Raw genomic sequence first — 13469 nt, 5'->3', positions numbered from 1 at the left:
AACCGCGATGTCCTGAGCCTAAGAATGCCCACCCCGCCCCGCAAGGACGAAGAAGCCGCGCTTTCTGCCAACGACATCGTGCTGGTCGCCTTCGACGGCGTCGAGGCGATCGACGTCGCCGGCCCGGCCAGCGTCTTCACCAAGGCCGAGCAGATGCGTCCCGGCAGCTACCGCCTGCACATCGCATCGCCGGCCGGCGGCACCGTGTCGACCAATGGCGGACTGAGCTTCGCCGGCACCTGCACGCTGCAGCAGCTGCCCGTCGCGATCGACACGCTGATCGTCGCCGGCGGCGACGAGCCGGGGGTGCGGGCAGCCATCGTCGAGCAGCGCATCGGCGCCTGGCTCGCGCAGACCGCGCCGCAGGCCCGCCGCATCGCGAGCGTGTGCACAGGGGCCTTCGCACTCGCCGCAGCCGGCCTGCTCGACGGCCGCGAGGCCACCACGCACTGGCGCGCCTGCGACCAGTTGCAGGCGCTGCGGCCGCAGGTGCGGGTGCGGCACGAGCGCATCTACGTGCACGATGGCCCGGTGTGGACCTCGGCCGGCGTCACCACCGGCATCGAGCTCGCGCTCGCGCTGGTCGAGGACGACCTGGGCCATGCGGTGGCGATGGAGATCGCCCGCACGCTGGCGCTGCCGATGCTGCGCGGCGCGGGCGAGCCGCAGCTGAGCCCGACCTTGCAGGCCCAGGCTTCGGCCAGCCATCGCCTGCGCGAGCTGGTGGCCTGGATCGGCACGCATCCGCAAGAGGACCTGTCGGTCGAGGTGCTGGCGGCTCGCGTGCAGATGAGCCCCCGCAACTTCGCCCGCGCCTTCGCCGCCGAGGCCGGCTGCACGCCGGCCCGCTTCGTCGAGCGGACGCGGGTGGCCGCTGCCGCGCAGCTGCTGCGGCGCACGCGCTGGACGCAGGAACGGATCGCGGGCCGCAGCGGCTTCGGCTCGGTGGATGCGCTGCAGCGCGCGTTCGTGCGGCAGCACGGGCTCACGCCGCAGAAATGGCGGGACGGCGAGCGGCACTCTTAGGGATCGACGGGCTGGGCTGTGGGCTGCCCTCACCCCGCCCTCTCCCGAAGCGAGAGGGCGCAAGACCGGCCTGCGCCAGGGAGGAATCGCGTACCGCCAGTCACACTTATCGACGCCGCCGTTCTTTGCGCGTATCCTACAAAAGTTCCTGCTTTCGATTGCGGGACGCTCACCATCACGCGCTCCGGCCCAGAGAAGCGCGCGAGTGCAGCGATCCTGGCGCCGGGGGGGCGACTGCCGGTTCAACGCTCATCGACACATCAAAAACGGAGGTGGCATGGAGCTAAGGACGGAGCAACTGGCTGAGGGCATCGAGAAAATCAGCCTGATCGGGCGCCTGGACAGCGCCGGCACACAAGAGATCGACATGCGCTTCTCCGCGCTCGTCGCGACCCGGAAACTTCTCGCCGTGGTCGACATGTCCGAGGTGTCGTTCCTGGCGTCCATCGGCATTCGCGCCCTGATCACCAACGCGAGGGCCCAGAGGCAGCGCGGCGGCGAAATGGCCTTGGCGAGCCCGCAGCCGCTGGTCGCGGATGTGCTCAAGGTTGCGGGAATCGACACCATCATCCCGCTCTATCCCGACGTCGACACCGCCTTCAGCGCGCTGAAGGCGGGAGCCGAGTGAGGCCCTGATGTCCTCCAGCGACAGGGAGCCCCAGGCCTCCCTGATCGTCGGTTCCGAGCTGCGAGAGCTTTCGCGCGTGAGCGCGTGGGTGCAGGACTGGGCGCAGCGCCAGCGGCTCCCGGCCCGCACCGCACAGCAGCTCGACCTGTGCTCGACCGAGGCGCTGACCAACATCATGACCCACGGCAGCGGCGACGCGGCTGCGCACGCCAGCATCCTCCTGCGCCTGGGGTGGCAAGGCGAGGCCGTGGCCCTGGTCGTCGAAGACGAGGGAAGCCCCTTCGACCCGCTGCAGGCGTCGCAACCGATGCATGCGAGCAGCCTCGAGGATGCGCACGTGGGCGGCTGGGGCATTCCCATCGTTCGCCGCTTTTCCGACGGCATGCACTACCGCCGCGAAGACGGCCGCAACCGCCTGACGCTTCTTTTCCGGCCGACGGCGCCGCCCTGAGCGAGGGCCCGCCACACCAGCCATTCCGCGGGCGCCGCCCCCACGGCGCCACTTCCACAAAGCATCACCACGAGGAAACACACCATGGGAACTGCAGCCAAGCCCCTCCCCACCATCGACACGCAGAGCGCAATGGCCGCGCGCGCGGCCCTGGCCACCCAGCCCAACGGCCCGAACGGCCCTGCCGGCCAGGGCGAGGCCTCGGGGGTCGACAAGATGCGCGAGTTGCTGTTCGGCAATCAGATGCAGGACTACGACAAGCGCTTCTCGGTCCTCGAAGACCGTTTCGCGCAAAGGATGCGCGACATGGAATCGGAGTCCTCCCGCAGCCTGACCAACCTCGAAGCGACGATCAAGAAGCAGCTCGAATCGGTCGCCGGCCAGTTCCGCGAGGAAAAGGACCTGCGCGCCGACGCCGACAAGGAAATGGAGCGCAACCTGCGGGAGCAGACCCAGGCACTGGAAAAGCGCCTCGCCCAGCTCTCCGACCAGCTCGCGCGCCAGGGGCGCGATTTCACCGACAGCCTGGGCCATGAGGTCCAGGGCCTGCGCGACGAGATGCGGCGGCGCCAGGACGACACCCGCGCCACCATCGAGCGGATGTTCGCCGAGCTCAGCAACGTCAAGACCGATCGCAACCTGCTCGCGGGACTGTTCGTCGAGATCGCCAAATGCTTGAACCAGGACATGTCGCCCAAGGGCGGCAACGGCGCGAGCGCCTGAGCCGCACGGCCGCTGCGAAGGCCCCTGGCAGCGCAGCCGAAGGCGAAGGTGCTCCAGTGAGCCGCGCGCCCCCGCGACAGACCGCCGGGGCGGAGGAGGCCGCGTGACAGCGCGCCTGCCGCTGGCTGCGACCCGCGGTCCCCCCGAAGAAGATCCGAACCGCCGGCTCGCCGGCCTGCTGCTGGAGCTGGCCCGCTGCGTCAACCCCGACGTGGTCGTGCCGCTGCCGGTGCCGCCCCGCCCGGCGGCCGATCCGCGCATGGAGGCGCTGCGCGACGTGCTGCTCGAACGCGAGCAGGTGGCGCTGGCGCGCCTGCAGCGCAAGTTCGACGATCCGCGCGAATTCGCCGATGCGGTCGGTGCCGTGCTGCCCGCCGCCTTCGAGCTGGCGGCGCAGGACGAGCGCCTCGGCCAGGTGATCGCCCCCACCGTCGAGAAGGCCACCCAGGCCTCGATCCGGAAGAATCCGGACACGATGGTCGACATCCTGTACCCCGTGATGGGGCCGGCGATCCGCAAGGCCATCGCCGAGACGCTCGAAGGCAAGCTGCAGTCGCTCAACCAGGCGCTCAAGCACAGCCTGTCCTGGCGCGGCATCAAGTGGCGCCTGGAGGCCTGGCGCAGCGGCAGCGCCTTCGCCGACGTGGTGCTCAAGCACACCGCCGTCTTCCGCGTCGAGCACCTGTTCCTGGTGCATCGCAAGACCGGCCTGCTGCTGGCGCACGAGGCGGCCGACGACGCGACCTCGCGCGATCCGCAACTGGTGTCGGCCATGCTCTCCGCGATCCAGGACTTCGTGCGCGATTCCTTCGACGAATCGGCCGAGGGCGGCGCCAAGGGCCGCAGCATCGACAGCCTGCGCCTGGGCGACCTGCTGCTGTGGTGCGAGGAAGGTCCCTCGGCCTTCCTCGCCGCTGTCATCCACGGCAACCCACCCCCGGCATTGCGACTGTCCCTGGTGGAGACGCTGGCCGCCATCCATGACGAATGGCGCACGGCGCTCGACGATTTCCAGGGCGACACCGCGCCCTTCGAGCAGACCGGCCAGCAGCGGCTGCGGCCCAGCCTGTGGTCGCAGGGGGCCGAGTCGAAGAAAAGACTGTCGCCCCTGCTCTGGGGCGTCCCCCTCTTGCTGCTGCTGTTGCTGGGCTACTGGCTCGGTCAACGCCTGGTGGAGGAGCGGCGCGTCGACCGCTACGTGGCGGCGCTGCGAGACCAGCCCGGCATCGTCGTGATGGGGGCCGACCGCCAGGATGGCAAGTGGCGGGTGTCCGGGCTGCGCGACCCGCTGGCCGCGCAGCCGGAGACCTTGCTGGCGCCGGCGAAGCTGGACCCGTCGCGCGTCGTCGGCCGCTGGGAACCCTACCAGGCACTGCATCCGGCCATCATGCGGAAGCGCCTGCAGGCGACCCTGAATCCGCCCCCGACCGTCAGTCTCTCGCAGGACGCGAACGGCATTCGCGCCGACGGCAGCGCCCCCCAGCACTGGGTCGACAAGGCGAGGGCCTTCGTGAACAGCCTGCCCGCCGGCGCCCCGCTGGTGGATCTCAGCGCCCTCAAGGACGTCCAGGACCCGGACTACATCCGCCTGCGCGACGCCATCCAGGCGCACGTCATCCCCTTCGAGAACAACGCACCGCGCCCCACGGCGGAACAGGGCGCCGAGCTCGACACCATTGCGCTCGAGCTGCGCGAGCTGGTGCGGGTGGCACGCGGCCTGGGCTTCTCGGTCAAGGTCACGATCGTCGGCCACGCCGATGCGACCGGCAAGGACACCGCCAACCTGGCCTTGAGCCTGGGGCGCGCCGAGGTCGTGCGCTCCATGCTGCGGGCCCGCGGCATCGACCCGACCCTGCTCTCGGTGCGCGGCGCCGGCCCGCTGGAGCCGCTGCGGCCCGGCGCCAGCGCCGACGAGCTGTCGATGAACCGCCGCGTGTCCTTCGTCGTCGGCACCAGCGATTGAGGCCCTGCCAACCCATGCTGCAAAAAAAGATCTGCTTGCTCGGTGCCTTCGGCGTCGGAAAGACCAGCCTGGTGCGCCGCTTCGTCGACACCATCTTCTCGGACGCCTACCTCACCACGGTCGGCGTGAAGATCGACAAGAAAGTGCTGACCATCGGCACCGAGCCGCTGGCGCTGATCCTGTGGGACATCGCCGGCGAAGACGAGATGTCGGCGGTGCGGCTGAGCTACCTGCGCGGCGCGGCCGGCTATCTGCTGGTGGTGGACGGCACGCGCCCCGAAACCCTGGAGACCGCGGCGTCGATCCGGGCGCGCGTCGACGCCGAGGTCGGCAGCATCCCCTTCCTCGCCCTGCTCAACAAGGCGGACCTGGTCGAGGATTGGGCCCTGCCCGCGCCGCGGCTGCAGGCGCTGGAAAGCGCGGGCTGGACCTTCCGCCGGACCAGCGCCAAGACCGGCGAGGGCGTCGAGGCCAGCTTCGAGGACCTGGCGGCGCTGCTCGCGCGATAGCCATGCTGGACCTGCCGGCGCAGATTTCCGATTCGCTCATGCTGCTGGTCCACGGTCAGCGCGCGCTCGCGCACCTGGCCGTCGACGACGCGCAGAAGCTGGTGCATGTGGGCGGCGACCTGGCGCACTACGGCCTGGCCGGCCTCCAGCCCGGCGATTCCGCCTGCGACCGGATTTCCTTTCTGGAAGGCCTGTTGCCGCTGGCGGAGAACCCCTTTCTCCTGCGTTCCATGGAAATGCCCAGCGGGCGGGTGGCGGACGTGCATCTGTTCGCCGAGGACAGCACCGTCTGGATCGTCCTGCTCGACGTGACGACGGAACACGACGAGGCCCAGCGGGTGCAGCAGAAGGCCTACGACATGACCCTGCTCAGCCAACGCGAGGCCCGGTTGATCGAGCAGCTCGAGGCGGCCAACCAGGAACTGAGGCGCGCCCACAGCGAGCTCGCGGCGTCCCGCGAAGCCCTGCAGCGCACGCACGACCGCCTGCAGCAGGAGCTGCGCGACGCCGAGCGCTACGTTCGCTCCATCCTGCCTGCGCCGCTGTCGGAGCCCCTCGCCATCGACTGGCGCTTCGTGCCCTCGACCGAGCTGGGCGGCGACTCCTTCGGCTACCACTGGATCGACGACGAGCACTTCGCGCTCTATCTCATCGACGTTTGCGGCCACGGCGTGGGCGCTGCCCTGCTCTCGGTGGCGGTCGCCGACACGCTGCGCTCGGAGGCCTTGCCGCGCACCGACTTCCGCCGGCCCGCGGAGGTGCTCGCCGCGCTCAACCAGGCCTACCAGATGGAGCGCCACGGCGAGCTGTTCTGCACCGTCTGGTACGGCGTCTATCAGCGCGGCACCGGAAGCCTGCGCTATGCCTCGGCCGGCCACCCGCCCGCCATGCTCGTGAGCGGCCCGCGCGGAGCCGCCGGGAACTGTGTGCCCTTGAAGGCCAGCGGCCCCAGCATCGGCATCTCGCCTGCCGCGCGTTATGGCGACGAGCACTGCAACCTGCAATCGCCGGCCCGCCTGTTCGTGTTCAGCGACGGGACCTACGAGATCACCCGGCCGGACGGGTCCATGCTGGCGTTCTCGGACTTCGCCGAAGTGCTCGCGCGCCCGGTGCCCGAGGGGCAGTCCGAGCTCGACCGGCTGCTGGACTTCGCGCGGGACATGCACGGGCCCGGCGTGCTCGAGGACGACTTCACCATCATCGCGTTGGCGGTGTGAGCCGCCGACGGCGGCCGTTCACCTTGCCGGCCGCGCTACGAAGCCTGGATGACGCGCCTCTGGTACGGTGCTCATGTTGTTCGTTGCTGCAAAGACGACAGTTGCGGTATTTGCAGCACTGAACAGCAATGACCACCTCCGTCATCTCTCGGGCTTGGCGTGACCGGGCAGGCGTCGTCCTGCCAGCCCTGACGCTTTTCGCCAATCCCCGCGACCGCTGCCGCCATTGCCGCTGCATTCCGCGCCGCCTAGATTGGAGGCCTCATGACCTCTTCCCCTGACTCCGCCGCGAGCGCACCCGCCGGCGCACCGCTCGCCGGTGTGCGCGTGCTCGACCTCACGCGCCTTCTGCCGGGCCCGCTCGGCACCATGCACCTGGCCGACCTCGGCGCCGACGTGCTCAAGATCGAGGACACCGGCGCCGGCGACTACGCCAGCCCCGCGGTGCGCGCGCTCGTCAACCGCAACAAGCGGGCGATCCGCATCGACCTCAAGCACCCCGAAGGCGTGGCCACGCTGCTGCGCCTGTGCCGCGATGCCGATGTGCTGGTCGAAGGCTTCCGCCCCGGCGTGATGCAGCGGCTGGGTGTGGGCTACGAGGCGGTGGCGGCCGCCAACCCGCGCATCGTCTACTGCAGCATCAGCGGCTTCGGCCAGACCGGGCCGCTGCGCGACATGCCGGGGCACGACCTCAACTACGCGGCCCTCGCCGGCGTGGCCGACCAGATCGGCAACGCCGCCGGGCCGGCCTTGTCGAACCTGCCCGTGGCCGACCTGCTGGGCGGCACCATGACGGCCGCGGCAGGCATTCTTGCCGCGCTCTTCGACGCCGCGCGCACGGGCCGCGGACGGCACGTCGACATCGCCATGGCCGACGGCGTGCTCGCCCACGCGGTGCTGCCGCTCGCCGGGCTTCACCAGCACGGCAAGGTGCCGCAGATCGGCCACAGCGCGCTGACGGGCGCGCTCGCCTGCTACGGCTTCTACCGCACGGCCGACGCCCGCCACGTGGCGGTGGGCGCGCTGGAGCCGAAGTTCTGGGAGGCGCTGTGCCGCAGGCTCGAGCGCCCCGATCTGGTCCCCCTGCACCGCAGCAGCGACCGGGCGACGGAGGAAAGCGTGCGCGCGGAGCTGGCCGCCATCTTCGGTGCGCAGCCGCTCGCGCATTGGCGCGAGCTGTTCCGCGACGGCGCCGGCTGCGTGACGCCGGTGCTGCGCATCGACGAGACGCTGGCGCATCCGCACTTCCGCGCGCGCGGCATGCGCGCCGCGGCCGGCGCCGATGGCGCAACGCCGCAGCTCGGCTGTCCCATCAAGATGACCGGCTTCGAGCCCTCGCCTCCGCGGCCCGCGCCGCGCGCCGGGGAGCACACCGACGAGATCCTGCGCCAGGCCGGGCTCGACGCGCCAGCCGTCGCCGTCCTGCGCGCCGCAGGCGCCGTCGACTGAGCCCGGCCGGCCGGGTGCTGCCTACAATCCGGGCGGCCGGGCCGCGGCGGCCGCCATCGATGACGCTCACCCACCACACCGTTGCCATCCAGCAGGTGCACAGCATCCTGATGGGCGCGCGCCATCGCGGGCTCGAGGCGGCGCCGCTGCTGGCGCGGGCGGGCATCGCTCCCTCGCTGCTGGAGTCGCCGCTGGCGCGCATCTCCCAGCGCCAGTACGCCCTGCTGATCCGCGCGCTGCGGCGGGAACTGCACGACGAGATGTGGGGCCTGCTGAGCCATCCGCTGCCGCCCGGAAGCTTCGGCCAGTGCATGCGCCAGCTGGTGCGCTGCGCCACGCTGGGCGAGGCCCTGCGCGATGGCTTCGCCTGGTACCACCTGCTGCTGCGCGACTTCGTGCCGCGCCTGTCGGTGCACGATGGCAGCGCGCACGTCCAGTTCGTGCTGCGGCGGGCCTCCGATGCGCGGCTGGACTATGCGGTCAAGGCCTTCATGCTGCTGGCCTTCAACGCTTTCTCCTGGCTGGTGGCGCGCCGCATCCCGCTGCTCGAGGTCGACTACACGGCAGAGCAGACGAGCACCGACAGCTCGCGGGTGTACCAGGTGCCGATCCGGTACGGCCAGCCCCATGTCGGCCTCTGGTTCGATGCGCGTTGGCTGGCGCTGCCGGTGGTGCAGTCGCCGCAAAGCCTGCGCGAGTTCCTCGCCAGCTCGCCCGCCAACCTGATCGTGCGGTACCGCGACACCAGCAGCCTCACCGAGCGCATCCGCCGGCTGCTGCGCAAGCAACTGGGCGCCGAGCTGCCCTCGCTCGAAGAAGTCGGCGAGGCGCTCGCCGTGACACCGCAGACGCTGCGCCGGCGGCTGCGCGACGAGGGCCGCGGCTTCCAGCAGATCAAGGACGAGCTGCGGCGCGACGCCGCCATCGAATACCTGCTGCACACGCCGCTGCCGCTGCTGGAGATCGCCAATCGCGTGGGCTTCTCGGAGGCGAGCACCTTTCACCGGGCGTTCAAGCAGTGGACGGGCGTGGCGCCGGGGGAGTACCGGCTCGCGCACGGGCCGGAACGCTGAGCCTTCGGGCTGTTGGCATGGCCACGCCTGGACGCTTTCGCCAAGCCCTTTGGCGCTTCCTGCCATGGGTCCGCGCCGCAACGCGACCTAAGCTTTGCCGCATCTTCCACCAGCCCGCGGCCCCATCGTGTATCTCACCCAAGGACTGCATCGCACGCTGCAGCGCAAGCCCGACCAGACGGCGCTCGCCCACATCGCCGACGCCGGCACGCGCCGCCATACGCATGCCCAGCTGGCGAACGGCATCGCCCGCCAGGCGGCCGCGCTGGCGAAGCGCGGCATCGCTCGCGGCGACCGCGTCGCCCTGCTCGCGCCCAACAGCGACCGATTGGTCAGCGCCATCCTCGCCTGCTGGTGGCTGGGTGCCGTCGCCTGCCCGCTGAACATCCGCTGGAGCACGCCCGAGCTCGCCCACGCGCTGCAGGACAGCGAAGCCTCGCTGCTGCTCGCCGACGACACGCTGGCCGCGCTCGCACCGGCCGGCCGAGCCACGCTGCTTCGCCTGCCCACGCTGGAAGAAGAAGGCGCTGCCCTTGCGCCCTTGCCCGACACGCGCACCGGCGGCGACGCGCTCGCCGCCATCCTCTACACCGGCGGCACCACCGGCCGCTCCAAGGGCGTGATGCTGAGCCACGCCAACTTCTGGACCGCCTCCATGACCCGCGGCGCCGAGCTGAACAACGCGCCGGATTCGGTCTCGCTGCTGGTGGCGCCGCTGTTCCATGTCGCGGGCCTCGGACGCCTGGTGGGCCAGCTCATCGTCGGCGGCAGCTGCGTGACGATGGCGCAGTTCCGCCCGGCGTCGGTGATCGACGCGGTCGAGGCGCACCGCATCGGCGACATCATCGTGGTGCCGAGCATGCTGCAGTCGCTGCTCGACGACCCGGCCTTCGCACCCGGCCGCGTGCAAAGCCTGACGCGCATCGCCTTCGGTGCGGCCCCGATGCCGCCGGACCTGCTGGACCGGGCGCTGGCTGCCTGGCCGCAGGCCGAGTTCTTCCAGGCCTACGGCCTCACCGAAACCGCGGGCGCCGTGTGCATCAACCTGCCGGCCAACCACCGCGCCGAGGCACGCGGCCCGGGCCTGCTGAACTCCGTCGGCCGGGCCGGCCTCGGCGCCGAGATCATCGTCGCCGACGAGAGCGGCCGCGAGCTGCCGCGCGGCGAAGTGGGCGAGGTGCTGGCGCGCGGACCGATGGTCATGCAGGGCTACTGGCGCAACCCCGAGGCCACCGCCGCCGCGCTGCGCGAGGGCTGGCTGCACACCGGCGATGCCGGCCGCATGCTGCCCGACGGCCATCTCTTCATCGTCGACCGGCTCAAGGACATGATCATCAGCGGCGGCGAGAACGTGTACTGCGCCGAGGTCGAGGCCGCGCTGCGCAGCCATCCCCAGGTCCGGCTGGCGGCGGTCGTCGGCGTGCCGGATGTGCGCTGGGGCGAGGCGGTGCATGCCGCGGTGGTGATGGCCGACGATGCCGCCGCCGATGCCGATGCGCTGCGCGCCTGGTGCCGCGAGCGCCTGGCCGGCTACAAGTGCCCGCGCGGCATCAGCTTCGTGCGCGAGCTGCCGATGTCGGCCGCCGGCAAGGTGCTGAAGAACGTGCTGCGCGAGCAGGTGAGCGCGTGAGCCCCCGCCCGGCCGCTCCGAAGGGGGCTCGTACCGCAGCCGAAGGCGAAGGTATTTCAATGACGCCGGTCGCCGGCGGAGACCGCCGCAACGTCTTCGGCCGCGTGCCCTTCATGCGCCTGCTGGACGCGCGCCGCGAATACGCCGAAGCGGGCCGCGCGCGGGTCGTGATCGACGCGCGGCCGGAGCTCGGCAACGTGATCGGCGCGGTGCATGGCGGCGTGCTGGTCACGCTGCTCGACGTGGTGATGGCCAGCGCGGCCGTGTCGGTGTTCGACTTCGCGCGCACCGCCGTCACGCTCGGCCTCGACACCAGCTTCCTCGAACCGGGCCGCGGCCGGCTCAGCGCCGACGGCGAGGTGCTGCACCACGACGACAGCGTGGCCTGGTGCCGCGCTGCCATCACCGATGCCGCCGGCCGCCTGGTCGCGCAGGCTCAAGGGTCCTTCCGCTACCTGCCGCTGCCGCAGGCGGCTTCCAACACTCAGGAGACGACACCATGACGAAGATGCATCGCCGCGCGGCTCTGACCGCACTGGCCGCCTGCGCGCTGGCCGCGCCGCTGGCCCAGGCCGCCGACCCTTACCCCGGCAAGCCGATCCAGCTCGTGCTGCCATTTCCGCCGGGCGGCTCCTTCGACCCGATCTTCCGCACGCTGGCCGAGGCCGCGTCCAAGGACCTCGGCCAGCCCATCGTGCTGATGCACAAGCCGGGTGCCGGCGGCGTCACCGGCACTGCATCGCTGGCGACCATGCACGAAGCCGACGGCTACACGATCGCGGTGATGCACAACTCGGTGATCCGCGCGCCGCTGGTGCAGAAGGTGAGCTGGGACCCGCTCAAGGATTTCACCTACCTGATCGGACTGGCCGGCCTCACCACCGGCATCGTGGTGGCCGTCGACGCGCCCTGGAAGTCGCTGCCCGAGCTGCTGGCCGACGCCAGGAAGCGTCCCGGCGCAATCAGCTGGGGCAACGTCGGTGCGATCAGCATCAACCGCATCTACGCCGAGCGGCTCGCCAGGCAGGCAGGCACCTCCTTCAACCTCGTGCCTTACAAGGGCGGCAGCGAGGCCTTCCAGGCGGTGATCGGGCGCCACCTCGACGTCTACGGCGACCCGGGCTTCGGGCCCCAGGTCCAGGGCGGCAAGGTGCGCCTGCTCGCCACCTTCACCGCGGAGCGCCTGAAGCGCTACGACGCGCCGACCGTGAAGGAGCTGGGCCACGACATGGTGATCGAATCGCCGGTGGGGCTGGTCGCGCCGAAGAACCTCGATCCGAAGATCGCCGCCCGGCTGCACGCGGCCTTCAGCAAGGCCGCGGCGGACCCGGCCTACCTTCAGCAGCTCGAGCTGTTCGACATGCAGCCCAAGCTGACGACCGGCGAGCGCTATGCCGACTACGCTCGTGCGCAGTTCGAGCGCGAGCGGAAGATGCTGGCCGAGATCGGCTTCAAGCCGGAGTGAAGCTCATGGACTTCTCTGCCTTCGACTTCCAGGGCCGCCACGTGTTCGCCGCCGGCGGCTCCAGCGGCATCAACTTCGGCATCGCGCAGGCCTTCGCCCGTGCCGGTGCGCGCGTGACGGTGCTCAGCCGCTCGGCCGACAAGGTGGCCACTGCCGCGCAGCAGCTCGAAAGCCTCGGCACCGAGGCGCTCGGCATCCCCGCCGACGTGCGGCAGCCCGAGGCGCTGGAACGCGCCTTCGCGCAGGCCGCGCAGCGCTTCGGCCCCATCGACGTGCTGGTCTCGGGCGCCGCGGGCAACTTCCTCGCGAGCGCGCGCGACATGTCGCCCAACGCCTTCAAGACGGTGGTCGACATCGACCTGCTCGGCAGCTTCAACGTCGCGCGGCTGGCGCATGCGCACCTGCGCCAACCCGGCGCCTGCGTGATCCAGATCTCCGCCGGGCAGGCCTTCATCCCCACGCCCTTCCAGGCGCACGTGTGCGCAGCCAAGGCGGGCGTGGACATGCTCACGCGGGTGCTGGCGCTGGAATGGGGCGCGCAGGGCATCCGCATCAACTCCATCGTGCCCGGCCCGATTGCCGACACCGAGGGCCTGAAGCGCCTCGCACCCACCGACGAGACGATGAAGGCGATGGCGCAGCGCGTGCCGCTCCAGCGCCTGGGCCGCATCGAGGACATCAGCCGCATGGCGATGCTGCTGGCCAGCGACTGGGGCTCGTACATCACGGGCGCCGTGATTCCCGTGGATGGCGGGCTGGGCTTGACCGGGCCGCGGGACTTCACGGCAGCGGCGGCCGCCTCGAAGCGGGAGACGGCATGAGCCTTCATCTCGCCGGCACGCCGCGGGAACAGGAAGGCGACAAGCCGCGCAGCGGCCCCCAGCGCTACGTGCCCTTCTCGGAGCACCTGGGCCTGCAGGTCGAACGCGCCGAGGGCGGCGAGTCGCTGGTGTCGGTCATGCTGCGCCCCGAACTGCTGAACAACCACGACAGCGGCCACGGCGGCGTGCTGATGACGCTGCTCGACAGCGCGATGGCGCATGCCGCGCTCTCGCGCGTGGGCTATGCGCGCGAGGTCGTCACCATCGACATGCACATCGCCTTCATGCGGCCCGCCAGCGGGCGGCTGCAGGCGCAAGGGCGCGCCAGCGGTGGCGGGCGCTCGGTGTGCTTCTGCGAAGCCACCGTCGTCGATGCCGGCGGCGAAGTGGCGGCGCGCGCCATGGGCACCTTTCGCTACCGCGAACCCGCGTGAGCGTTTCGGCCAATCGTTTTGGGCCGATCCGCGATTGTTGAACCCCACGCGGCAGCCGAGACTTCTCTTCATCGTCACAC

The 13469-nt window shown here is 71.0% G+C and carries 14 protein-coding genes; all 14 read left to right on the top strand.

Annotated features, from left to right (window positions below; translation table 11 throughout):
* The first annotated feature begins 24 nt into the window (after positions 1 to 24).
* A complete protein-coding gene (locus AC3A6Y_RS09285) occupies positions 25 to 1026 on the top strand; it encodes a GlxA family transcriptional regulator (protein ID WP_487867942.1) in 1002 nt (333 codons plus the stop codon).
* A 205-nt stretch (positions 1027 to 1231) separates the two neighbouring features.
* Entirely contained in the window at positions 1232 to 1654 is a 423-nt protein-coding gene (locus tag AC3A6Y_RS09280) for an STAS domain-containing protein (protein ID WP_487867941.1), read from the top strand.
* 7 nt (positions 1655 to 1661) lie between these two features.
* Positions 1662 to 2105 (top strand): ATP-binding protein, encoded by a 444-nt coding sequence (locus AC3A6Y_RS09275; protein WP_487867940.1) that lies wholly within the window; start codon positions 1662 to 1664, stop codon positions 2103 to 2105.
* A gap of 84 nt (positions 2106 to 2189) precedes the next feature.
* Positions 2190 to 2828, top strand: coding sequence for a hypothetical protein (locus tag AC3A6Y_RS09270; RefSeq protein ID WP_487867939.1), 639 nt, complete (start codon positions 2190 to 2192; stop codon positions 2826 to 2828).
* A 103-nt stretch (positions 2829 to 2931) separates the two neighbouring features.
* Positions 2932 to 4791 (top strand): OmpA family protein, encoded by a 1860-nt coding sequence (locus AC3A6Y_RS09265; RefSeq protein ID WP_487867938.1) that lies wholly within the window; start codon positions 2932 to 2934, stop codon positions 4789 to 4791.
* Between the two features lie 14 nt (positions 4792 to 4805).
* Entirely contained in the window at positions 4806 to 5300 is a 495-nt protein-coding gene (locus AC3A6Y_RS09260) for a Rab family GTPase (RefSeq protein WP_487867937.1), read from the top strand.
* A gap of 2 nt (positions 5301 to 5302) precedes the next feature.
* Positions 5303 to 6517 carry a PP2C family protein-serine/threonine phosphatase gene (locus AC3A6Y_RS09255; RefSeq protein WP_487867936.1) on the top strand — a complete coding sequence of 405 codons (1215 nt, stop codon included), beginning with the start codon at positions 5303 to 5305 and terminating at the stop codon, positions 6515 to 6517.
* Positions 6518 to 6781: 264 nt separating this feature from the next.
* Positions 6782 to 7966 carry a CaiB/BaiF CoA transferase family protein gene (locus AC3A6Y_RS09250; protein ID WP_487867935.1) on the top strand — a complete coding sequence of 395 codons (1185 nt, stop codon included), beginning with the start codon at positions 6782 to 6784 and terminating at the stop codon, positions 7964 to 7966.
* Between the two features lie 59 nt (positions 7967 to 8025).
* Positions 8026 to 9039, top strand: a complete 1014-nt coding sequence (locus tag AC3A6Y_RS09245) for an AraC family transcriptional regulator (protein ID WP_487867934.1) — start codon at positions 8026 to 8028, stop codon at positions 9037 to 9039.
* A 127-nt stretch (positions 9040 to 9166) separates the two neighbouring features.
* The gene (locus AC3A6Y_RS09240; RefSeq protein ID WP_487867933.1) at positions 9167 to 10669 is read left to right on the top strand and encodes a class I adenylate-forming enzyme family protein; all 1503 of its coding nucleotides are present in this window, start codon (positions 9167 to 9169) and stop codon (positions 10667 to 10669) included.
* A gap of 59 nt (positions 10670 to 10728) precedes the next feature.
* The gene (locus AC3A6Y_RS09235; protein WP_487867932.1) at positions 10729 to 11172 is read left to right on the top strand and encodes a PaaI family thioesterase; all 444 of its coding nucleotides are present in this window, start codon (positions 10729 to 10731) and stop codon (positions 11170 to 11172) included.
* Positions 11169 to 12134 carry a tripartite tricarboxylate transporter substrate binding protein gene (locus AC3A6Y_RS09230; RefSeq protein ID WP_487867931.1) on the top strand — a complete coding sequence of 322 codons (966 nt, stop codon included), beginning with the start codon at positions 11169 to 11171 and terminating at the stop codon, positions 12132 to 12134. Before AC3A6Y_RS09235 ends, AC3A6Y_RS09230 begins: the two co-directional genes overlap by 4 nt.
* A 5-nt stretch (positions 12135 to 12139) precedes the next feature.
* A complete protein-coding gene (locus tag AC3A6Y_RS09225; protein WP_487867930.1) occupies positions 12140 to 12955 on the top strand; it encodes an SDR family oxidoreductase in 816 nt (271 codons plus the stop codon).
* The gene (locus tag AC3A6Y_RS09220) at positions 12952 to 13389 is read left to right on the top strand and encodes a PaaI family thioesterase (RefSeq protein ID WP_487867929.1); all 438 of its coding nucleotides are present in this window, start codon (positions 12952 to 12954) and stop codon (positions 13387 to 13389) included. Before AC3A6Y_RS09225 ends, AC3A6Y_RS09220 begins: the two co-directional genes overlap by 4 nt.
* Positions 13390 to 13469 lie beyond the last annotated feature (80 nt).

Source organism: Variovorax sp. Soil_C_17 (assembly GCF_057657265.1).
The sequence above is the reverse complement of the archived record's forward strand: the minus strand, read 5'-3'. Positions and strand labels throughout refer to the sequence as shown.

Coding starts and splice junctions, on each gene's coding strand:
- AC3A6Y_RS09285 (WP_487867942.1), top strand. CDS start 25: ATGCCCACCCCGCCCCGCAAGGACGAAGAAGCCGCGCTTTCTGCCAAC.
- AC3A6Y_RS09275 (WP_487867940.1), top strand. CDS start 1,662: ATGTCCTCCAGCGACAGGGAGCCCCAGGCCTCCCTGATCGTCGGTTCC.
- AC3A6Y_RS09270 (WP_487867939.1), top strand. CDS start 2,190: ATGGGAACTGCAGCCAAGCCCCTCCCCACCATCGACACGCAGAGCGCA.
- AC3A6Y_RS09260 (WP_487867937.1), top strand. CDS start 4,806: ATGCTGCAAAAAAAGATCTGCTTGCTCGGTGCCTTCGGCGTCGGAAAG.
- AC3A6Y_RS09255 (WP_487867936.1), top strand. CDS start 5,303: ATGCTGGACCTGCCGGCGCAGATTTCCGATTCGCTCATGCTGCTGGTC.
- AC3A6Y_RS09250 (WP_487867935.1), top strand. CDS start 6,782: ATGACCTCTTCCCCTGACTCCGCCGCGAGCGCACCCGCCGGCGCACCG.
- AC3A6Y_RS09245 (WP_487867934.1), top strand. CDS start 8,026: ATGACGCTCACCCACCACACCGTTGCCATCCAGCAGGTGCACAGCATC.
- AC3A6Y_RS09235 (WP_487867932.1), top strand. CDS start 10,729: ATGACGCCGGTCGCCGGCGGAGACCGCCGCAACGTCTTCGGCCGCGTG.
- AC3A6Y_RS09230 (WP_487867931.1), top strand. CDS start 11,169: ATGACGAAGATGCATCGCCGCGCGGCTCTGACCGCACTGGCCGCCTGC.
- AC3A6Y_RS09225 (WP_487867930.1), top strand. CDS start 12,140: ATGGACTTCTCTGCCTTCGACTTCCAGGGCCGCCACGTGTTCGCCGCC.
- AC3A6Y_RS09220 (WP_487867929.1), top strand. CDS start 12,952: ATGAGCCTTCATCTCGCCGGCACGCCGCGGGAACAGGAAGGCGACAAG.